This window comes from Bradyrhizobium sp. C9 (assembly GCF_002532045.1).
Taxonomy (GTDB): Bacteria; Pseudomonadota; Alphaproteobacteria; order Rhizobiales; family Xanthobacteraceae; genus Bradyrhizobium.
The window spans coordinates 304794-326767 of record NZ_NWTG01000005.1 but is presented as its reverse complement, the minus strand read 5'-3'; the positions used below and the strand labels follow the sequence as shown (position 1 = coordinate 326767).

18 protein-coding genes are annotated in these 21974 nt (G+C 62.7%); 9 read left to right on the top strand and 9 right to left on the bottom strand.

Translation table 11 applies throughout. The annotated features are described in order from the left end of the window. Nucleotides 1-7: 7 nt before the first annotated feature. Nucleotides 8-1042: an ABC transporter ATP-binding protein gene (locus CO675_RS14390; protein WP_097672676.1), complete on the bottom strand. Its 1035-nt coding sequence runs from the start codon at nt 1040-1042 to the stop codon at nt 8-10. A gap of 357 nt (nt 1043-1399) precedes the next feature. Between CO675_RS14390 and atzD the strand changes: the two genes are divergently transcribed. Then, nucleotides 1400-2536 (top strand): cyanuric acid amidohydrolase, encoded by a 1137-nt coding sequence (gene atzD / locus CO675_RS14385; protein WP_097672553.1) that lies wholly within the window; start codon nt 1400-1402, stop codon nt 2534-2536. A 76-nt stretch (nt 2537-2612) separates the two neighbouring features. Here the strand turns inward: atzD and upp (CO675_RS14380) are convergent, their stop codons facing one another. Then, a complete protein-coding gene (upp, locus tag CO675_RS14380) occupies nt 2613-3248 on the bottom strand; it encodes a uracil phosphoribosyltransferase (protein ID WP_097672552.1) in 636 nt (211 codons plus the stop codon). Between the two features lie 265 nt (nt 3249-3513). Between upp (CO675_RS14380) and CO675_RS14375 the strand changes: the two genes are divergently transcribed. From CO675_RS14375 to pucL, 6 genes are all read left to right on the top strand, one after another. Beyond that, nucleotides 3514-4761: a GTP cyclohydrolase II gene (locus CO675_RS14375; RefSeq protein WP_097672551.1), complete on the top strand. Its 1248-nt coding sequence runs from the start codon at nt 3514-3516 to the stop codon at nt 4759-4761. Nucleotides 4762-4769: 8 nt separating this feature from the next. Next, complete coding sequence (locus tag CO675_RS14370; RefSeq protein WP_097672550.1) at nt 4770-6014, top strand: URC4/urg3 family protein; 1245 nt, start codon at nt 4770-4772, stop codon at nt 6012-6014. A 14-nt stretch (nt 6015-6028) separates the two neighbouring features. Then, entirely contained in the window at nt 6029-6658 is a 630-nt protein-coding gene (upp, locus tag CO675_RS14365; RefSeq protein ID WP_097672549.1) for a uracil phosphoribosyltransferase, read from the top strand. Nucleotides 6659-7170: 512 nt separating this feature from the next. Next, complete coding sequence (locus tag CO675_RS14360) at nt 7171-7455, top strand: hypothetical protein (protein ID WP_097672548.1); 285 nt, start codon at nt 7171-7173, stop codon at nt 7453-7455. A 101-nt stretch (nt 7456-7556) separates the two neighbouring features. Beyond that, the gene (gene uraD, locus CO675_RS14355; RefSeq protein ID WP_097672547.1) at nt 7557-8438 is read left to right on the top strand and encodes a 2-oxo-4-hydroxy-4-carboxy-5-ureidoimidazoline decarboxylase; all 882 of its coding nucleotides are present in this window, start codon (nt 7557-7559) and stop codon (nt 8436-8438) included. A gap of 223 nt (nt 8439-8661) precedes the next feature. Further along, a complete protein-coding gene (pucL, locus tag CO675_RS14350; RefSeq protein ID WP_198964600.1) occupies nt 8662-9504 on the top strand; it encodes a factor-independent urate hydroxylase in 843 nt (280 codons plus the stop codon). A 48-nt stretch (nt 9505-9552) separates the two neighbouring features. Here pucL and CO675_RS14345 read toward each other — a convergent pair whose 3' ends face one another. Both CO675_RS14345 and CO675_RS14340 read right to left on the bottom strand, forming a co-directional pair. Further along, complete coding sequence (locus CO675_RS14345) at nt 9553-12273, bottom strand: molybdopterin-dependent oxidoreductase (RefSeq protein WP_097672545.1); 2721 nt, start codon at nt 12271-12273, stop codon at nt 9553-9555. Next, nucleotides 12270-13091 (bottom strand): FAD binding domain-containing protein, encoded by an 822-nt coding sequence (locus tag CO675_RS14340; protein ID WP_097672544.1) that lies wholly within the window; start codon nt 13089-13091, stop codon nt 12270-12272. The genes CO675_RS14345 and CO675_RS14340 overlap by 4 nt, the downstream gene beginning before the upstream one ends. Before the next feature lie 130 nt (nt 13092-13221). On the opposite strand from CO675_RS14340, the gene CO675_RS14335 reads away from it, so the two are divergent. Beyond that, nucleotides 13222-14571, top strand: coding sequence for an 8-oxoguanine deaminase (locus CO675_RS14335; protein ID WP_097672543.1), 1350 nt, complete (start codon nt 13222-13224; stop codon nt 14569-14571). A 54-nt stretch (nt 14572-14625) separates the two neighbouring features. On the opposite strand, the gene CO675_RS14330 is transcribed toward CO675_RS14335, so the two are convergent. The 4 genes from CO675_RS14330 to CO675_RS14315 form a co-directional block, all read right to left on the bottom strand. After that, nucleotides 14626-15705, bottom strand: coding sequence for a BMP family ABC transporter substrate-binding protein (locus CO675_RS14330; RefSeq protein ID WP_097672542.1), 1080 nt, complete (start codon nt 15703-15705; stop codon nt 14626-14628). A 71-nt stretch (nt 15706-15776) separates the two neighbouring features. After that, nucleotides 15777-16694, bottom strand: a complete 918-nt coding sequence (locus CO675_RS14325; protein WP_097672541.1) for an ABC transporter permease — start codon at nt 16692-16694, stop codon at nt 15777-15779. Continuing rightward, nucleotides 16681-17772, bottom strand: a complete 1092-nt coding sequence (locus CO675_RS14320) for an ABC transporter permease (RefSeq protein WP_097672540.1) — start codon at nt 17770-17772, stop codon at nt 16681-16683. Before CO675_RS14320 ends, CO675_RS14325 begins: the two co-directional genes overlap by 14 nt. Then, nucleotides 17756-19327, bottom strand: coding sequence for an ABC transporter ATP-binding protein (locus CO675_RS14315; RefSeq protein WP_097672539.1), 1572 nt, complete (start codon nt 19325-19327; stop codon nt 17756-17758). The genes CO675_RS14320 and CO675_RS14315 overlap by 17 nt, the downstream gene beginning before the upstream one ends. Nucleotides 19328-19870: 543 nt before the next feature. Here CO675_RS14315 and CO675_RS14310 point away from each other — a divergent pair. Further along, nucleotides 19871-20965 carry a hypothetical protein gene (locus tag CO675_RS14310; protein ID WP_097672538.1) on the top strand — a complete coding sequence of 365 codons (1095 nt, stop codon included), beginning with the start codon at nt 19871-19873 and terminating at the stop codon, nt 20963-20965. 108 nt (nt 20966-21073) lie between these two features. Here CO675_RS14310 and CO675_RS14305 read toward each other — a convergent pair whose 3' ends face one another. Beyond that, on the bottom strand, nt 21074-21574 hold the full coding sequence (locus CO675_RS14305) for a nucleoside deaminase (protein ID WP_097672537.1): 501 nt from the start codon (nt 21572-21574) through the stop codon (nt 21074-21076). Nucleotides 21575-21974 lie beyond the last annotated feature (400 nt).

The following is a 21974-nucleotide window of genomic DNA, read 5'->3' as shown; positions in this document are numbered from 1 at the left end:
TCTGATATCACGCCGCTTTTTCAGGCGAACGCGCGGTTACTGAACTGGTGGTCTTGAGGAGGTGGGCCTGTATCGGATCCCATGTGGCGAGGACGCGTTCACCAACAGCGTAGTTGGCCGCGTCGAATTGGGTCTCCGTGATTTGGGCCGAGATTTCGGATCGATCCTCGATCGCAATGACGACGCGGACATAGGTTCCCTGGTATTCGACCTCGCTGATGACGCCTGCAATGGATGGACCGGCGATCGCTTCGTTCGGCCGTTTCAGCATCAGCCTGTCAACCCGAACGGCGTAGGTCTCGGGGCCCACGGCAATGACGTTGTGGCCGCCGATGAATCTCGCCGTGAACTCGGTTCGGGGGTGGTTGAAGATCTCGCGCGGCGAACCCTGCTGCTCGATCTGGCCGCCATTCATCAAAACGACGATATCGGCCAGGGCCATCGCCTCGTCCTGGCCATGCGTCACATGGATAAAGGTCAGCCCAAGCTCGCGCTGCAGCTTCTTCAATTCTGCCCGCATCCGCAGTCGCAAGAACGGATCGAGTGCCGAAAGCGGCTCGTCCAGCAGCAGGATCTGGGGTGATGTGATCAGCGCGCGCGCGAGCGCGACGCGCTGCTGCTGGCCTCCGGAAAGCTGGGACGGCAGCCTCGCCGCATAGGGCTGCATATCGACGAGCTCCAGCAACTTCCTGGCTTCGGCATGGCGTGCAACCTTGGCAACGCCTTTCATTTTCAAGGCGAACGCCACATTGTCGATAACGGAGAGATGCGGGAACAGCGCGTAAGACTGGAACATCATCGCCGTACTTCGATCGGCAGGGGGCAGGTTGGTCACATTCTTCGGACCGACAAGGATGTCGCCTGAAGTCACCGATTCATGGCCGGCGACCATGCGCAGCGTGGATGTCTTGCCGCAGCCGGACGGCCCGAGCAGGCAACAATAGGCGCCGGCCGGAATCTTGAGGTTGATGGCGTCAACGGCGGTGACGCCGCCGTACATCTTCGTCAGTTGCACCAGTTCGAGCGCCGCCGTTATCGTCATCCGCACCATTCCGCATCGTCTTGCCGGGCCCCAACGCTTGGCGCCCCGGCACGCTATCCGTCGTGGAATGCAACAGATGTGCCAAAAATTGCGACACACGAGACAAAAACTGGGCAAATCCCGCCGCTCGACGAAGTCGGCTGCGCGGCTTTCGACCAGGACCCGGGACCGTTGCCGTGTCGCCGGGCTTGCACAACTTTGCTCAAGGATTGCAAGCGGTTGAGGCGATGCTGAAAATGACTGCTTAGCCAACAGCCAGTTTGAGGCGATCAGAGGGGTTCTGCACGCCGAAGCGCCGGCGGACGTTATGGCGCGCCATATGCTTTGGTGAGAGCCGGGGTGGGCGAGGGGGAGAGCATGCGCACAAAATCGGTCAATGTCGTTCGCATTTCCACCAAAGGGCCCGGTGATGTCTCCGGCCTACTGAGTCTGGTCCAGCAAGGCAAAATCGATCCAGGGTCGATCGTCGCGATATTGGGCAAAACTGAGGGCAATGGTGGTGTCAACGATTTCACCCGAGAATATGCCGTTTCAGCTCTGAGTGCCGCCTTGGCTCCCTATCTTGATCTGCCATCGCAACACGTTGAGCAACGGATCGCGTTTGTGATGTCGGGTGGTACGGAAGGTGTGCTCAGTCCACATATCACCGTCTTCACACGTGACGATGTCGTGCATCGCGGGTCCGAAGGCATTTCCGGGAAGCGCCTCAGCATCGGAATGGCGCATACTCGGGATTTTCTGCCCGAGGAGATCGGGCGCGGCGTGCAGGTCAGGGAGACGGCAAGGGCAGTGACGGCCGCCATGGCCGAAGCTGCGATCGTCGATCCACAGGACGTCCATTTTGTTCAGATCAAGTGTCCGCTTCTGACCAGCGATCGCATCGAGGCAGCGATGGCGCGGGGCAACGAGACCGTGACCAACAGCGCATACGGCTCGATGGCGTATTCGCGTGGTGCATCGGCATTGGGCGTAGGCGTCGCGCTTGGCGAGATTGAAGTCGGGATCGAGGACAGAGACGTTCTTCGGCGGTTCGATCTGTTCTCGTCGGTCGCATCCACGTCGGCAGGCATCGAGCTGATGCATAATGTGGTCATTGTGCTCGGCAATTCGGCATCGTCAGCCGCGCCATTCGCAATAGGACACGCCGTGATGCGCGACGCAATCGATTCCACGGCCGTGATCGATGCGTTGAAGAGCGTGGGACTGCACACTGAACACGGCTCCACGCCGCCGACGGCCGCCCGCGAGCTCGTCAACATCTTTGCCAAGGCGGAAGCCTCGCCAAGCGGGAGCATCCGCGGATTTCGTCACATCATGCTCGAAGACACCGACATCAGCTCAACCCGGCACGCCCGCGCCGCGGTAGGCGGATTGATCAGTGGCTTGTCGGGGACCGGCGCCGTCTATGTTTCCGGCGGAGCCGAACATCAGGGTCCGCCTGGCGGCGGACCGGTGGCTGTGATCGCTCGACTATTGGCCAATTCATCCGGCTGAGGAGCGCGCTGCTGATGCCGATGCGCGCGCCAATTTCGATTGATGATCGCTTCACTGCGAAGGCGCTGCCTCGCACTTACCTGGTGCCGAACATTCTGTCGCCGGCATCGCCCAAGCCAGGCACGATATAGCCGTGATCATTCAGTCTCTCGTCGATAGCGGCTGTCCAGATCGGGACGTCAGGACATTCATCCTGAAACCGGGCAATCCCCTCGGGGGCTGCGAGCAGGCAGACGAACCGAATGTCTCGCGCACCTCGCGATTTGAGCAGACTGACCGCGGCGCAGGCCGAATTTCCGGTGGCCAGCATCGGGTCCAACAGGATCACGATGCGCTCCGAGACGTCCTGCGGCGCTTTGAAGAAGTACTCCACGGCCTGAAGCGTTTCGGGGTCGCGGTACAGGCCGATATGCGCAACGCGCGCTGACGGAACGAGCGCCAGCATTCCGTCGAGGAAGCCGACACCTGCCCGCAAGATCGGAGCCAGCGTGAGCTTCTTGCCTGCGATTTTTGGCGCCTGCATTGCCGCGACCGGCGTCTTGATGTCGACCATCTCCAATGGCAGATCCCGGGTGACCTCGTAGCAGAGGAGCATTCCGATCTCGTTCAGAAGCTCGCGAAAGCCCTTGGTTGAGCGATCCTTGTCGCGCATCAGCGAGAGCTTGTGCTGGACCAGGGGGTGACTGACGAGATTCACGCTTTGCTTGGTCATGAGATCGCTCTATCCGGGGTGGCGCGTGGGATGTTGCAAGGAGCGTGCCCCATGCCGCGTGTGCTGCTTCGTTCGCCCCGCGGGCAAATAGAGGCGGGCACGGCTGCACGGGTCATCATCGCGTCGTAGGTCCTAAGGTTAATGCCCACGGCCGTTCGAAACGGCCGTTGTATTCAGGCGTAATTCGGCCATACTGGAGAATCCTTCGATTGCCGGCAACGGGGGCTTGTCCGCCCGGCCGGCAGTCGACATTTGTTGGTGCGTGATGACCCGTTCTAATCGAACCGATCATATTCGGATTACGTCCCATCCGGCGCCGGGCGCCAAGATTGAATTCCCGATTCATTGGGGAGCGGCCACCGCGCGTGAACGTGGGCCCGTGATTGGGACGGTCTCACGCCCGCAGCAACGCAACGTCATCGGCACCCATAGCGGTTCCTATTCGATCTATCGCGCGCTGGCGGTCTCGTCGGGCGCGCTCGATCCGATCCGGCGTCCGGACCTGACCAACACGCAACCAGCCGCCACGATTGGGCCATTCCCGCAATGGACGGATCCGAACCGGATCGTCTCGCTTGATCCGTGGGGGCACCTGGCTGCAGAGGCGTTCTCGAAAGAGATCGCGGAGGGCGTCGATATCCGTCCGAGCATTGCGATCACCCGCGCCCGCCTCGATCTGCCGGAATTGCATGCCGCGATATCGGCCGGTCGGCTCAAGCGCGACGGTGCTGTCGTTCACGAGAGTGGCAGCATTTCCGTCGTCAAGATCGCGATCGACCCGGTCTGGTATCTCCCGGGAATCGCGGCGCGCTTCGCCACGACCGAAAGCAATCTGCGCCGGCAGTTGTTCGAACAGACGGCCGGCATGTTTCCGGAGCTGGTGACTCGGCCTGACCTCCATGTGTTCCTGCCGCCGATCGGCGGCACCACGGCCTATTTGTTCGGCGATGTCGCCAAACTGCCGGACCACGGCACCAGCATCACTTGCCGCGTGCATGACGAATGCAATGGCTCCGACGTGTTCGGCTCGGACATCTGCACTTGCCGTCCATACTTGCTGCACGGCATCGAGGAATGCGTGCGCGCCGGGCAGACCGGCGGGCTCGGCATCATCATCTACAACCGCAAGGAAGGCCGCGCCCTCGGTGAGGTGACCAAATTCCTGGTCTACAATGCGCGCAAGCGGCAGGAAGGCGGTGATGCCGCCGCCCAGTATTTTGAGCGCACCGAATGCGTTGCGGGCGTCCAGGACGCGCGATTCCAGCAGCTGATGCCGGACGTCGTGCACTGGCTCGGACTGAAACGCATCGACCGCTTCGTCTCCATGAGCGACATGAAATATGACGCGCTGGTGAGCCAGGGCATCGACGTCGTCGAACGCGTGCCGATCCCCGACGACCTGATACCGGCGGATGCCCAGGTCGAAATCGTTGCGAAGAGGGCTGCCGGCTACTACGCGCCGGACGAGCCCGCCCAGCGCGACTTCGTCGGCCGTTCGCTCGACAAATATTGAGCGCGGCCATGTCCTCCGTGAAGTCCGAGGCGACGGCGGCCCTGTCATTGCTCAATGCCGGGGCGGTACGGGAGCGCGCGCACCGGCTTCTTGCCATCGGCCTTGAGGACCAGCTCCCGAACTTCCGCGTCCACCTCGACCGCATTGACGCGACGGCCGAACTGGTGGTGCAGACCACGCGAGAGGCATATCCCTCGCTGGCCGTGCCGTTTCATTCGCGCTGGCGGCATTTTTCAGTGAATGGTGTCGATCGCTGGGCGGACCTGGCCAGCCGGATCGCATGGCCGGATCGCGCGACACGGGCTCGTGCCGAATTCGACCTGGCTATGGTGAGCGTCTTTCTGGACGCCGGCGCCGGGCCGTCATGGCGTTACAGCGACCCGGTGAGCGGATCGGCCATTGGCCGTTCGGAGGGATTGGGACTGGCCAGCCTTGCGATGTTCGCCGGCGGCGCATTCTCGTCGGATCCGCGACAACCGCTTCGGGCCGATGCCGATGTGCTGGCGAATTTGTCCGTGACGGACCTCGTGCGCGGCATGCAGGTGTCGGATACCAATCCGTTGGTCGGCATTGAAGGCCGGGTGAATTTGTTGCGCAGTCTCGGCCGGCTGCTGGCGTCGAAGCCGGGTGTCTTCGGACGCTTCGATACACCGCGGCCCGGCGGGCTCTTCGACCGGCTGGCATCGCTGGCCGACGATCGTAAGCTTCCAGCGCCCACGATATTGTCGGAGCTGCTAAGGGAGTTCGGGCTGATCTGGCCGTCGCGGCTGACACTCGGCGGAATCGCACTCGGTGATTGTTGGAAGCATCCGATGCTGACGACCGGAGACGCGACCAGCCACCTCATGCCGCTGCACAAGCTGTCGCAATGGTTGGCCTACTCGCTGATCGAACCGCTGCAGAATGCAGGCATTGCTGTGACCGACATCGACGGGCTGACCGGCCTTGCCGAGTATCGCAACGGCGGCCTCTTCGTCGACAATGGCGTGCTGATATTCCGCGACGACGGCGATGCGGTCCGGGAGCATGACGTTGCTTCACCGCTTGTCGTGGAGTGGCGGGGGCTGACGGTGGCGTTGCTCGACCGCGTCGCGGACAATGTGCGGCGTCGCCTCGGGCTCGATGCAGCCGCTCTGCCGCTGGCGAAAATTCTCGAAGGTGGAACCTGGGCGGCGGGCCGACGGCTGGCGCGTGAACGCCGCGCCGACGGATCGCCTCCGATCAAAATTATCAGCGACGGCACGGTATTTTAGGGCAGGGGCTCGACATGGAAGGCGTCACGATCGTTAGCCACCCGCTGGTGCAGCACAAGCTGACACTGCTGCGCAAGAAGGATACCTCGACCAAGTCGTTTCGCGAACTCCTCAAGGAGATCGGGATGCTGCTATGTTACGAGGTGACCCGCGATCTGCCGCTGACCGATGTCGATATCGAGACGCCGCTGGCGAAAATGAAATCGCCGGAGATATCGGGCAAAAAGCTCGTGTTCGCGCCGGTGCTGCGTGCCGGCGTTACTTTTGCGGAGGGCATGCTCGACCTCGTGCCGACTGCGCGCGTCGCCCATATCGGCCTTTATCGCGAACCCGAGACATTCGTGGCCGTGGAGTATTTCTTCAAAGCCCCGAGCGATCTGCACGAGAGACTCGTGATCGTGATTTCTCCGGTGCTGGCGACAGCCAATCTGTCTGTTGCGGCGGTGGATCGGCTGAAAGAGCGCGGTGCCAATGACGTCCGGTTGGTCAGTCTGATCGCCGCGCCTGAAGGGGTCGAGCGCATGCGTGGCATTCACCCGGATGTGCCGATCTGGCTTGCCGCGATCGATGAAGGGTTGGATGAAAACGCCTTCATCCTGCCGGGCCTTGGCGATGCGGGTGACCGTGCCTACGGTACGCGATAGTCGAGTCCGGTAGTCCTACCAATCGCAAAATCTCTGCTGTCAGCTCGCACCAGGTCTCGAAGAGAAGGGCTCCGGCCGGGATTAGTTCTAATGTCCGGCCGGCGCTGAATACCCACCGGTGTAGTAGGACGGAGCGGGACTGCTTGCCCTGGAAGGCTGCCACGCTGCATAGGCGTCGGCGGGACGTGCCTGCGGTTGATATGTCGGTGTAGCTTGGGGCCTGCGGTGACGTTCTGTGGCTGCAGCGCTCTGCAGGGTCAATGCAAGCAACAGACCTGTCGCGACAGCGTAAGCGTGCGTCCTCATCTGGGTATCTCCCTTGCGCTCTATGGCCGGTGATATCGGCGGCTCGTTACTGGGCAAATAGTGCTTGCAGGGGCGTTCCTCAGGGTGGGTACAATCACGATGCGGTGCGCAAAATAATTGGGCGCGACTAAATTTTTGGCAGGGTTTATCGTTTGCCGACGCCAACCAGTAACAATCCTCGAGCGTACCGTCCAAGAAGGCAGCCGATGAGAACGAAAATCCTACTGGTCATGCTGTTGGCCGTTTCCCCGGCATCGGCAGAGACGCGGCCGACACCCAAGACCCTTCCAAAAGGCACGGCCGGGCCGGCGGATGTTTGCGCTCCGATTGGCCGGACCGCGAAGGGCGAACTGGTCTACGCGATGAAATGCGAGGATGTGCCGCCGCCACCGGCCGCCGCGCCGGCGGCCGAGGCCAAGCAAGCTGCGCCGCCGCCCGAACCGGAAACGCAGCGGACCGGATTGTTCGGCTGGTCTTACGATCGGCGCTAGCAGGGGGACCGGCACGCCTCAGCGGCGCGTATCACCTTGGACGGCAGTCCAGCGCACTCCAGGTCGAAGCGTCATCCATCGAATGGACAATCGGACGACCCATGACGACATTGCCCGATCTCAACAACGCCAGCCGAGATGATTTTGTCGCGGCTCTTGCCAACGTCTTCGAACATTCGCCCTGGGTTGCGGAGCAAGTTTCGATGAAGCGGCCGTATGCCGGCATCACGCAATTGTTCATGGCGATGAAAGCCGCCGTCGAGCGGGCGCCGGCTGAACTACGATTGGCATTGATCAAGGCGCATCCCGATCTTGCCGACAAGACGCAGCGTGTGGCGGGTCTCACCAGCGAGTCCAATGCGGAGCAGAACAGCGTGGGGCTCGATCGGCTGTCCGAGGCGGAGTACGACGCGTTTCAACGGGTCAATAGTGCCTACCACGCCAAGTTCGGCTTCCCCTACATCGTCTGCGTGCGCCGCCACACCAAGGATTCGATCCTGCGTGACTTCGCGCGCCGACTGCCGAACGACGCCGATGTCGAGATGCAGAACTCCGTAGAGGAGATCTGCCGCATCGCGGCGCTAAGGCTCGACCAGACGGTGACGGCCGACGACAGGCTCGCCGTGCATGGGCGCCTTTCGACCCATGTGCTCGATACTCACAGCGGCAAGCCGGCAGCGGGGGTTATGGTCGAGCTGATCGAACTCGCGGAACTGGGCGCGAGCCGCACGGTGACGCGGACCTCGACGAACGCCGACGGACGTACCGATCAACCCCTGATCGGCGGGCGTCCGGTTCCCGCAGGACAATACGAGCTGCTGTTCGAGGTCGGCGACTACTTCGCCAAGCGTGGCGTGCCCTTGTCCAATCCGCCGTTCCTGGACAAGATACCGTTGCGTTTTTCGGTCTGCGAACCCGAAGGCCATTTGCATGTACCGCTGCTCGTGACGCCATGGAGTTACGCGACCTATCGCGGAAGCTAGCCACAGAATCGCAAGCGGCTGATGACTGCTGAAAGGAGCGGCAGGGATGGTGAAGATTCCGGCAGCGCGGCCATACCACGGGTGCCGCATCCGGTGATCGGACCTGGTCTATCCATGACGCGGTGGGTGGCGCGAGCTTGCCGATGGCACAAACGTTGCTCAATACTGGCCACGATGGGCGGCAAGCGATGCCGGCCCCGGAGCCATGGCTGGAGGCTTTGACGTGCCGCTGATCAAGAACAGATATGGAAAGGGCCGCGTGCGCGTGATGCGGATTCACCGCGACGGGGAACGGCAGGAGGTCAGTCAGCTCAACATCAAGGCGATGGTCGAGGGCGATTTCGGCCGCACCTATACCGATGCCGACAATACGATGACGGTCTCGACCGACACCATCAAGAACATCGTCAATGTCGTCGCGCGCGAAAACACCGGGCTTTGCGCCGAGGAGTTTTGCCGGGTGCTGGCGAGGAGATATCTCGACACCTATCCGCAGATTTCATCCGTCGCGCTCACTTCGCACGAGACCCGATGGACCCGCCTGAGTTTCGACGGCAAGCCGCATCCGCACAGCTTTGTGCTCGACGGCAACGGCCGTCCGACGGTAGAGGTCACGATGACTCGGGATGGCGCGTCGACGCTGGCGTCGGGCGTCGATGGGTTCGCATTTCTGAAGTCGACCCAATCTGGCTGGGAAAGTTATGTCAAGGATCGCTACACGACGATCCCGGAGACCGCGGATCGCATCTGTGCAACCAGCATGGTTGCGTCGTGGACGTGGTCCGCAAAGCCAGCGAGCTATCCGGCGGCGAATGCAAAGGTCCTCGATACCTTGCTGAAGGTGTTTTCGACCACCTACAGCAGGAGCGTGCAGGACAGTCTTTACCGCATGGGCGAGGCGGCGCTTGCCGCGATCCCTGAGATATCGGAGATCAGCATGGCCTGCCCCAACATGCACTTCATCCCGATCAATCTTGCGGCCTTCGGACTGGACAACAACAACGACGTGTTCCTGCCCACCGACGAGCCCCATGGGCAGATTGAGTGTACGGTGGGACGGGGGTAGGCGATTGCGCTCCCGCCGGTGCGGGTTCGATCCCGGCGGCATGAGTTGCTAGCCAAATTTCTTCAGCAGCGCCGGAAACAGCCGGTCAGGCTTGAAGGGAACGTCGGTAAAGCGGATGCCGGTCGCGTCGGCGATGGCGTTGCCGAGCGCGGCGGCGACGGGGTTGTAGGGGCTCTCGCTCATCGACTTCGCCCCCATCGGGCCGACACTGTCTGATGTGTCGGCAAAATAGACCTCGGTGCGCGGCACGTCCGCGAAAGAAGGTACGTGATAATCCCGGAACTTTGGATTGATCACACGGCCGTCGTCGTCGATCACCAGTTCTTCATAGAGCGCCGCGCCGAGCGATTGTGCGACCCCACCCTCGACCTGACCGCGGCACTGCATTGGGTTAGCGACGCGGCCGGCGTCCGCGGCCTGCACGCTCTTCAGGATTTTCAGCGCGCCGGTGCCCTTGTTCACGGCGACGCGAAACCCCTGCACGTTGAAGGCAACCGACCGCGGCGTTCCGCCCGACGTACCGCTTGCTTGCAGGGTCTGACCACCGGCGCGTGCCGATCGCGCAAGCTCAGTGTAGGGCAGTCGTTGCCTGCCGCAAACCGCGTGATCGGCCTCCAGCACGCAGACGCTCGGATCACTTCCGATCATCTGGCAGGCCAGCGCCTTCAGATCGCGCGCCAGGTTTTCGGCGGCTGCTTGCGTTGCACTGCCGGCGACGAAGATTCCGGCGCTGCCGTAGGCACCGGTGTCGTGGCCGCCATGCGCGGTGTCGGACTGCCGCAGGAGGATGTGGTCGACCGACGTTGCGAGCGCGGTCGCTGCGATCTGACGATGGACCGTACTGGTGCCGTTGCCGAATTCGGCGGTGCCGACGGTCAGCTCGAAGCGTCCGTCGTCGCATAGCTTGATCCCGCAGTCCGCGATGTGGCCAGCTGGCGGCACGGTGTCGATCATGGTCAGCGCGATGCCATCGCCGATCAGCCAGTCGGTGGAGAGCGGGGGGTGGGACGCATCCGCCGCCATCGCGTGCTCGACCAGATCCAGACACTGGTCGAGACCATAGGAGCCGTACTTCACGTCGTGATATTCCGAGCCGGGCGGCGAGAGCATGGGATCGCCCGGCCTGACTACGTTGCGACGGCGCATATCCAATGGTGAGATGCCGAGTTGCCTGGCGAGTTCGTCGATGGCGGCCTCGACAGCGATCAGCGTCTGGGGCAGCCCATAGCCCCGGAAGGCGCCTGCCGGCAGCGTGTTGGTGTAGCAGGCGACGGCGTCGACCTTCTTGTTCGGGCAATTGTAAACGCTAATGCATTCGCTGACGGAATGGAACAGTACCGGACCGGCATGATTGCCGTACGCACCGGTGTTTGAGAGTACGTCGAGTTGCAGCGCGGTCAGCCTGCCGTCACTGTCTGCACCGGCCTTTACGGTGACGCGCATCGGGTGCCGTGTCGAGGTCGCGATGAATTGCTCTTCCCGCGTGAACTCGAGCTTGACCGGCCGGCCGGTGCGGAGCGCCGCGAGCGCCAGGATATCCTCGACAAGCATCTCCTGCTTTCCACCAAAGCCGCCGCCGACACGCTCGCAGAACACCCGGACTTTGTCCGGCGGCAGCTTGAAAATGCCGGCGAGCGCGCGACGGGTGAGGAATGGGACCTGTGTGCTCGAGCGGACGTTGAGAACCCCCGAGGCGTCAAGCCACGCCAGCCCGCCATGGGTCTCCAGCGCCGCATGCTGGACGCGCTGGGTGGTGAAGGTGCCTTCATAGGTGACCGCCGCCTCGGCGAGGCCTCGCGCGACATCGCCAAATTCACCGTGCGTTTCGGCGACGATGTTGCGTGCGGCATTGGCGACGCGGTGCATGGTCGTCTTGTCGCCATGAATTGGCGGGGCGCCGTCGGTGATTGCCGCGATTGGATCGAATACGGCGGGAAGGATCTCGTAGTCGACCTTGAGGCGGCGGCATGCGTCCTCTGCGGCAGCTTCGCTCTCCGCAACCACCGCGGCTACCTTTTGCCCGACAAAGCGAACAATCGTGTCGAGCACCCTGGTGTCGTCGGGATCCATCCAGTCGCGCTCGTGGCGTGCAGTCGAGAACAGGCAGTCGGGCGCATCCTCATGCGTCAGCACCGCATGAACGCCTGCGACCTTCAATGCATCCGTCTTGTCGATCGCGACGATTCTTGCGTGGGCATGAGGTGAACGTAGGAGCTTGATGTGAAGCAGGCCGTCGATCGCCGTATCAAAGGTGTAAGGCGCGGCGCCGCGTACGATGAGCGGACCGGCCGGGGCGGGGAGGCTGCGGCCAAAGGCTGGGCCGGCCGCGGCATCCTCGATGTTGGTCGTACCCTCGAGTGCGTCCTGGATCGAACGATAACCGGTGCAGCGACAGATATTGCCTTTCAGCGCAGCGGCCAGATCCTGTCTTTGTGCCTGATTCAGCGAGGCGCAGGTCAGGATCATGCCGGCGGTGCAGAAGCCGCACTGAAACCCTTGCGCATCGAGGAACGCCCGCTGCAGCGGATGCGTGCCGCCGATGCCGCCAAAGCCCTCGATCGTGGTCACCGCATGGCCATCGGCGCGGAATGCGGGGATCAGGCAGCTATGGACCGGCTCGCCGTCGAGCAACACCGTGCAGGCGCCGCAGTCGCCGGCATCGCAGCCCTTCTTGACGCCGGGATGACCGAGCTCGCGTAGAAATGTACGCAGACATTGTCCGGGACGAGGTGGATTCGAGAACGTCTTGCCGTTGATCTCGAAGGTCATGGGTGCGCCTGCAATTCGTCGCGGATCTCCTCGGCAAGCCGCAACGTCATGTGCTTGCGCCACAGCGGCCTGCCGTGGACGTCGGCGTGGTAGAGGCCATCCGCAATGCGCCGGAGTATCGTGTCACTGAGTTGGTCGGCAGGAGGCAAGGCAGGAAACGACAATTGCACAGGCCGGACCGTCGAGGCGGTAATGGTCAGTGTGAAGGTGCCGTTATTGGCGACGCTGCCGATCAGCAGCGCGGCTGAGCGGCCGACCGGCGTCAGCGAAATCTGGCGGAATGCCGAGCGCCGCTTCAGGGCAGCGATCGGTATATCGATTTGCCGCAGCAGGTCACCGGGGGCCAGCACGTTTGCATGATCGCCGGTCACAAAGTCCACGACCGGGATGGTTCGCTCGCCGCCGCGGGCTGGCCAGATCGTGCACACGCCATCGAGTGCCGAGGTCAGTGAGATCATCGGTCCCGCCGGGAGCGACATGCAGATGTTGCCGCCGACGGTCGCGGTCTTCCAGATCTTGAACGAAGCGAGAAAAGCACGGCAGCACTGGTTGATCAGCGGCGCGGCCATCCAGTCCGGCGGGCAGGCCAAGGCATCGAGCTGCGCGACCGTACAGGTCGCCGCAATGCTCAGATGCGTGTCACCAATCGTGAGGCCCGGCCAATTCAGCTCAGCGAGATCGATCAGGCGGGTGAGATGCACCTGGGGCTCCGAGAAAAGCCAGGTCCCGCCCGCGAGCCAGGCATCGCCTGCCGTCCAAACGGGCAGTTGCGCCCGCGAGAGCGGACGGACGACCTCGGTGATGGTGTTCAAGTCCATGGATACGCCAGCGCTTTCAACGAGATGCATCATTGACTATGAAGTCTTGCAAGAGCAACGCCAAGTCGCGGGACGTGGGATGGTCCTTGCAGGCTACGAATGGCGTTCGCCGGCTCGGGAGACGAAAATGATGGATCAAATGCAGACAATCTGGATCAAGGATCCCCTGTCGATCCTGGCCAACGAAGCCGAACGCGGCGTTGTGGTCCGTGGCGGCAAGATCGTCGAATGCGTGGGCGCCGGGCATGAGCCGTCGACGGCGAATGCTGCGGTCTACGACGCGAGCGCCCATGTCGTGCTGCCCGGGCTGATCAATACCCATCATCATTTCTATCAGACGCTGACGCGGGCGCTGCCTGGCGCCATGGATCGCGAGTTGTTTCCCTGGCTGCAGGCGCTGTATCCGGTGTGGGCGCGACTGACCCCGCAATCGCTCGAACTCGGCGTCAGCGTCGCGATGTCCGAGTTGCTGCTGTCCGGTTGTACCACGACCACCGATCACCACTACGTCTTTCCGGCGGGCCTCGAGGAGGCGATCGACATCGAGGTCGCGGTGGCCAGGCGGCTGGGTATCCGTGTGCTGCTCACCCGCGGCTCGATGAATCTCTCGCAGAGCGACGGCGGGTTGCCGCCAGACAGTGTGGTGCAGGACGAGGATACGATCCTTGCCGACAGCGAGCGGCTGGTGTCGAAGCATCATGAGCGCGGCGAGGACGCGATGGTGCAGATCGCGCTGGCGCCATGTTCGCCGTTCTCGGTGACGTCGTCGCTGATGCGTTCGACCGCTGATCTTGCCCGCAAGCTCGACGTCCGGCTGCACACGCATCTTGCCGAGACAGAGGACGAGAATAGATTTTGTCGGCAGATATATGGCTGTCGCCCGCTCGATTACCTCGAGCAATGCGGCTGGTTGAATGCCCGGACCTGGCTGGCCCACGGCATCTTCTTCGAGGCGGAGGAGATGAAACGGCTGGCTGCCGCCGGAACGACGGTCAGCCATTGTGCCTGCAGCAACCAGATCCTGGCCTCGGGTTGCTGTCCGGTCTGCGAGATGGAGGAGGCCGGCGTCGCGATCGGGCTCGGCGTCGACGGCTCTGCATCGAACGACGGGTCGAACCTGATGCAGGAAGTCCGTGCCGCGTTCCTGATGCAGCGCGCCCGCTATGGTGTCACGAAGGTCAGTCACAGGGATGCACTGCGATGGGCGACCAGGGGTTCGGCCGCCTGTGTCGGCCGTCCCGAACTCGGCGAGATCGCGGTCGGCAAGGCGGCTGACCTCGCGCTGTTCAAGCTTGACGAGTTGCGCTTTTCCGGTTCCGGCGACCCGCTCGCCGCGCTGGTGCTCTGCGGCGCGCACCGGGCCGATCGTGTGATGGTCGGTGGCAGATGGGCCGTGATCGACGGAGCCGTTCCCGGGCTCGATGTCCCGGACCTGATCCGCCGCCACAACGCGGCCGCCGCTGCGATGCGCGGCGTATAGTTCGCAAGGCGGGACGCCCGGGCGGAAATGCCCGAGCCGAACCCCTTGTCGAGTCTACTTCCCGGGAATCTTGTCGTCGATCCCCTTGATGTAGAAGTTCATGCCGAGGATCTGGGTATCCTCGAGATGATCGCCGCCCTTGCATTCGACTTCCTTGCCGTCCTGCGCGACGACGGGACACTTGAATGGATGCAGCTTGCCGGCGGCGATGGCGGCCTGGGTGTCCTCCGCCATCTTCTTCACGTCGTCGGGCATGTTGGTGTAGGGAGCCATCTCGAACATCTTGCTTTCAAGGCCGCCCCAGGTGTCTTCGGACTTCCAGGTGCCGGCGAGCTCGGCCTTGACGCGTTCAATGTAGTAGGGCGCCCAGGTGTCGAGGATCGAGGTGAGCTGCGCCTTGGGACCAAACTTGATCATTTCGGAGTCCTGGCCGAACGCGAGCTTGCCGCGTTCGCCGGAGACCTGCATTGCCGCCGGGCTGTCGGTGTGCTGCATGATCAAATCGGCACCCTGGTCGAGCAGCGCCTTGGCCGCATCGGCTTCCTTGCCGGGATCGAACCAGGAGTTCACCCAGATGATCTTGACCTTGATGTTCGGGTTGACGGTCTGGGCGCCCAGCATTGTCGCGTTGATGCCTGATACAACCTCCGGAATTGGGAAGGAGCCGATATAGCCAAGCACGCCGGCCTTCGACATCTTGGCCGCGATCTGACCCTGGATGTAGCGGCCCTGGTACCAGCGCGCCGAATAGGTCGACATGTTCTTGTCACGCTTATATCCCGAGCAATGCTCGAAATGCACATTGGGATATTTCTTGGCGACCTTCAGCGTCGGATCCATGTAGCCGAACGAGGTGGTGAAGATCAGCTTGTTGCCGGCGCGTACGAGCTGTTCGATCGCGCGTTCGGCGTCCGGTCCTTCCGGCACGTTCTCGAGGAATGTCGTTTCGATCTTGTCGCCAACTTCCTTCACAAGAGCCTGGCGTGCCAGTTCGTGCTGGTAGGTCCAGCCGAGGTCGCCGACCGGTCCGAGATAGATAAAGCCAACCTTCAGCTTGTCGGCGGCGCAGGCGCCGCCGCTGTTGATGCATCCGGCCAGGAGGACCGCGGCCGCCGCAAGCAATGTTCTCTTCATCTCAATCTCCAAACGGGGAAACCATAGTTCGGAACGTGGGCGCCCCATCGCGGCACGTACCGACATCAAAGCTAGCGGTCCGGCACGAACACGGTTCCGAGCGCAGCGGGCGCCGTCGAGCCGCCGGTGCGTGCGCGCGAGAGCAGAACCAGAACGATGATGGTCGCGAGATAGGGCAGCGACGACATGAACTGCGATGGAATTCCGATGCCGGCGCCCTGCGCGTGGAGCTGGAGAATCGTGACGGCGCCAAACAGGTAGGCTCCAACGACCAGCCGGGCCGGCCGCCAGCTTGCGAAAACGGTCAGCGCCAGCGCGATCCAGCCGCGGCCCGCCGTCATGCCGGGAATGAAGAAGGGCGTGTAGGCGAGCGGCAGGTAGGCTCCGGCAAGCCCGGCGCAGGCGCCGCCGAACATCACCGCATAGAGCCGGATCCGCAGGACCGGATAGCCGAGAGCATGGGCGGAGGTGTGGTTGTCGCCGCAGGCGCGCAAGATCAGCCCGGTCCGCGTCCGGTACAGGAACCACCAGACGCAGACCACCAGGGCGATCGAAAGATAGACAAATCCGTCCTCGCCAAACAGGACGCGCCCAGCCAGCGGAAGGTCGCTGAGGCCCGGGATGTGGAGGTGCGGTGCCGGCGCGATGCGCTCGCCGACGAAGCCCGCGCCGATCAGGCCGGACAATCCGATCCCGAGGATGGTCAGCGCGAGGCCGGTTGCGACCTGGTTGACCGCGAGCCCGAGCGCCATCAGCGCAAAGATCAGCGACATCAGGATGCCGGCGACGATGCCGCAGAGTGCGCCGACGATGATCGAACCGGAGAGCCAGGCGCCGCCGAAGCCGCAAGCGGCGCCGACGATCATCATGCCTTCGACGCCGAGGTTGAGCACACCCGAGCGCTCGGTCACGAGTTCGCCGGTGGCTGCGAGCAGCAGCGGCGTGGAAGCTGCCAGCACCGACAGGATGATGGCCTCAATGAGCCCCACTTTGCACCTTTGGCGATGTGGAAATAAGCCGAAAGCGGTAGAGGATCAGGGAATCGCAGGCGAGCACGTAGAACAGCAGGATGCCTTGGAACACCTTGGTGACGTCCAACGGGATCTTCATCGCGATCTGGGCCTGCTCGCCGCCGATAAAAGTCAATGCGAGGAATAATCCTGCAATTAATATTCCAATTGGGTTCAGCCGCCCGAGGAAGGCGACGATGATCGCAGTGAAGCCATAACCCGGCGAAATGCCGGGCTGCAGATGGCCGACCGGGCCGGCCACCTCGATGATGCCGGCGAGCCCGGCCAGCGCGCCGGAGATTGCAAAGGTCAGCAGCACCAACTGGTTGGCGTTGAACCCGCCGAACCGCGCTGCCCTCGGCGCGGCGCCGACGACCCGGATCTCGAAGCCCTTGATGGTCCGTCCGAGCAGCACTGCGCCGGCGGCCACCACGAACAGTGCGATGATCGAGCCAAGATGCAGCCGGCCGCCTTCGATCAGCGTCGGCACGGTTGCTACCGGATCGAACTCGGCGGTGGTCGGGAAGTTGAAGCCTTGCGGATCACGCCAGGGACCGCGCACGAGATAGTCCAGCAGGAGGTCGGCAACATAGACCAGCATCAGCGAGGTCAGGATCTCGCTGGCGCCGAACCGCACCTTGCAGATCGCCGGAATCAGCGCATAGAGCGCGCCCGCGACCGCGCCGAGCGCGAGCATCGCCGGCAACACCCAGTTGCCCGCGTCGGTGCCCTGGGTCTTCACCGCTAGCCAGCTCCCGGCCACCGCGCCGATCAGGAATTGGCCTTCGGCGCCGATATTCCAGGCGTTGGCGAGATAGCACAACGACAGGCCGATCGCGATCATGACCAGCGGCGTCGCCTTGACCGCGATTTCCTGCAGGGAGTAGCCGTCGGTCAGAGGATCGATGAAGTAGACGGCGAGCGCGGCAATCGGGTTCTTGCCGAGCACGGCAAACACGACGCACAACGTGACGATCGTGAGCCCGATCGCGATGAGCGGCGAGATGAGCGCGATCGTGGTCGAGCGCTCGGCGCGCTTCTCAAGCACGAGTTGCATGAGGTGCCTCCGGCGCTTCGATGCTGCTGCCGCCCATCAGCAGGCCAAGCGTCTCGCGGCTGGCTTCGGCGGTCGGCACGGGGACCGACAAACGGCCATGGAACATCACGGCGATGCGGTCGGTGATTTCGGCAAGTTCGTCGAGATCCTGGCTCGTCACCAGCACCGCGGCGCCGCCTGCGGCAAGATCGAGCAGCGACTGCCGGATCACCGCGGCCGCCCCCGCGTCGACGCCCCAGGTCGGCTGGTTCACGATGAGCACGACGGGACCGCGGAGGATTTCGCGTCCGACGATGAATTTCTGCAGGTTGCCGCCGGACAGGCTCGCCGCCTCCGGGTCGCGCTTGGCCTTGCGCACGTCGAAGGTCTCGGTGGTGCGGTCGACGGTCTTCAGGGTTGCCGCCGTGTTCACGAAGCCATGAAACACCATGTCGCCGATGGCATGGCCGGTCAGGAGGGCATTTTCCGAGAGCCGCATGCGCGGTGCCGTACCGTGGCCGAGCCTTTCCTCCGGGATGAAGGCGGCCCCCAGCCTGCGGCGCCTGGTGATCGACAGATGTCCCGCCGCGTGTCCGTCGATCACGATCGTGCCAGGGTCTTTCGCCAGCCGTTCGCCGGAAAGGGCTGCGAACAACTCGTCCTGTCCGTTACCTGCAACACCGGCAATGCCTAGTATTTCACCACCGCGGAGCTCGAACGAGATGTGCTCGAGCCGCACACCATGCGGATCGTCGGGTGCAAGGCTGAGATCGTTGACCAGCAGGCGCGGCACGGTGATCTGCCGGCTGGCCGCCGCCTTCACCTCCTTGATCTCGCCGCCGACCATCATGCGTGCGAGCGATGCCGCAGTCTCGGCCTTGGGATTGCAGGTCTCGACCTTCCGCCCGCCGCGCAGGATCGTTGCGGTGTCACAGAGCCGTTTCACCTCTTCGAGCTTGTGGCTGATGTAGAGAATCGCGCGGCCTTCGGCCTTGAGCCGGTCCAGCACGATGAAGAGCTGATCGGCCTCCTGCGGCATCAGCACGGCGGTCGGTTCGTCGAGGATCAGGAATTGCGGGTTCTGCATCAGTGCGCGCACGATCTCGATACGCTGCCGCTCTCCGACCGAGAGCTGCCAGACCTCCCGCTTCGGATCGAGTGGAAGCCCGTAGGTGCGGGACACCTGCTCGAGCCGCGCCGAGATGTCCTTGAAGGCCTCCTTGCCGTCGAGGCCGAGGGCGACATTCTCGGCGACCGTCAGATTGTCGAACAGCGAGAAATGCTGGAACACCATGCCGATGCCGTGTGCGCGTGCATCTGCCGGGCCCGACAGCACGATTGTCCGGCCCTGCCAGCGAATCTCGCCCTCGCTCGGCTGGATCAGGCCGTAGATCGTTTTGACCAGCGTCGACTTTCCGGCGCCGTTCTCGCCGAGCAAAGCATGGATCTCTTGTGGCCGAATATCGAGATCGATCTTGTCGTTGGCGAGAAACGTACCGTAGCGCTTGGTCAAGGCGACCGTCTGCAGAAGCGGCGTGGCACCTGTGTGCTGCGCGGCAGATGTCGTGTCTAGCATCCCGGGATATCGCGTGCGTGAGAAGAGCAGGCAGCAATAGTGGGCCAGTTTTGACGCACGCGTAAGTAGGGAAAAAGCGTCATCGCTTGCTCAAGCCTTCGGCAGATTGAGGCTTTTCCGTAGATTTGCGGGGACATCCGTCACTCGAGCCGCCATTCACTCCGGGGAGTATTGTTGCGGAACTGCAACTGTCGATCCAATTCGAATGGGGGCAGTCAACGATGACGCGAAGTTGAGCACAGCGCAATTGCAGGATTCCGATGGATCTTCCGCGCTCCAGCAGTGCTCTCCGCGGTGCGCAGAAATGTCGCGGAAATCGAGCAATGATGGGCATAATTTGAAATTTTCCGAATTTCATCGAAGGCGAATCTCGCGGCCATCAACGTACAAGAAAACTGGTCGGGCGCGGCTGATCTCGCGGCGCCGCTGATCAAACGCGCGTCAGCACGTGGAAAAACTTCAGGCTTCCCGTTCGCCCCGAAGCTGCGCAACCCTCTTGTGCAAGCACGAATTCCTTGCGCTTCACTCTGGGGGTCTTTCACGATGTTCAACATTCGCCGAACCTTGTCGGCCGCCGTACTGTCATTGGGGTTGATACCGGCCGCCAATCTCGCCAGCGCCGCTGATCTGCCGGTCAAGGCACCCAAGCCGGCAGCTGATCTGCCATTCTTCCTGGTCATCGACGACCGCGTGACCTACTCCTACATCTTCTCCGGCACAGATCCGGGCGTATTCTCCGTCCGCCCTGACGGCAGCATCAACGGAAAGACCGCCAAGCAGGTCTACTCGTTCACGCATTTCGATATCTGGGCCTACGGCCAGAACTTTTTCACCATCTCGATGTACAAGTCGGATCATAACGACCCGGCGTCACCGTGCTCGAATGTCGGTGTGACCATCACGGGAGCTCCAGCAACCTGCGCCGGCGCGACCGAGATCTACGGCCTGTTCCGCTCGACCTTCGGCTGGAATCAGATCTTCAACACGAAGGCGTTCAGCATGGGGCCGCTGAACAACATCTCGTTCGAAGTCGGCATGGACGCCAACACGGAGAACAACTTCCTCGCGCCCGCCAAGCGGGACGCCGTCGCCGGTCTCCAGTTCGAGTTCAATCTTCCGTACAAGGGTTACGTCAACGTGTCGCCGTTGATGTACTACGAGTTCTCCAATCACAACGCATTCGACCAGTGCGGCCTGTTCGGCCCGGGCGTGCCCGGCGTGAGCTGCATCAGCGACGGCAATACCAAGTTCAAGCCGACCTGGGCCGTCGAAGTAAACTACTACATGGATCTCGGCTTCCTGCCGGAGAACATGCAGTATTTCTCGATCAGTGGCCGCGCGGGCTGGTACGGCAAGAAGGGCACTGAGAACGAACCGATGGCGTTCAATCCAGTCACCAACGTCAGCACCGCAGTCGAGCTCAACTCCGAACCGATCCGTCTGACCTTCGACGCGAGCAAGGCGCTCTGGGGTCCGAAGTATTCACATTTCGTGGACGTCTGGGTGGCCTACCGCTACTGGCAGAACAAGTTCGGCCTCGACCACGCCAAGAGCGTTGTCTGTAACGTTGCCCCGGGTGTCAGCAACAATTCCTGCACCGAAGAATCGCTCTATTCCGGCATCTCGGTGAAGTTCTGATCCACCTGACCGTTCCACCGGTGGATCCCCGGTGGCGCCGCGACACACCGCGGCGCCACTTTCCACGTGCCTGTACAAGGGATTTCGGCCGACAGGTTCGCTGCGCGACTATCGAGTCCAGATGCCCTCGTGTACGACCGCGGCTTCGTCTTCAAGCAATGGGCCGATGACCTCGGTCTTGCGTTGACCGCTGTCGAACACGTTGCGACAGGGCAGATCGAGCGTCGGATTGTCGGGGTGATTGCCGGTCAGATCGCGCAATCGTTGTTCGCCCAGCCCGTAGACCACGCGACCGATGCCCGCCCAATAGATTGCGCCGGCGCACATCGCGCAGGGCTCGGCGGATGAATAGAGCGTCGCGGCTACCAGCACTTCCGCGGACAGCGTCGTGCATGCCATTGTCGCCAAAAGTCGCTCGGCATGAGCCGTGCCGTCGCGCGACGGCATGAAGCCGTTCTCGGCCTCAAGCAGGACGCTGCCGTTCCGATCGACCAGAACGGCCCCGAACGGATGATTGCCATGGCTGACCGCCCGGCGCGCAATCGTGAATGAGTGTCTGAGAAAGTGCTCGTCGTCCTGCGCATGGTTGGGGTGGTCCGTCTCTGTCATGAAACATCTCCTTGCCGCCGCAAACCCATCGCCAGGCCAGGGGAGCAGGTTTGTGAGCCGGCTCGTTCTCTGGCAACAAGGTACTACGATGGCATTATCGTCGGCGATGCCAAGTGCGCTGACTGATCCTTTTGCCAGTTTCCACAATTGGTGGAACAGGAACGCAGCGCGAGGTCGAACTCGCAACCGTGAGGGCGGGGTTCGCCTGCGCGGCATGCCACCTCTGGATCCTGTTGCCTCGCTCGGGCCGGTTCAACCAGATTGTCCCGATCCCGTCGGCTACGACCAGTTCGATTGGTGATGATGCCATGGTCATAAACTGATCGTCCGTCCGATGTTCGGGTTGACTTGCCTTGCCGGCGCCCGGACGTCCGTGCGGTCAAGCAGTGGCCTTCGCTCT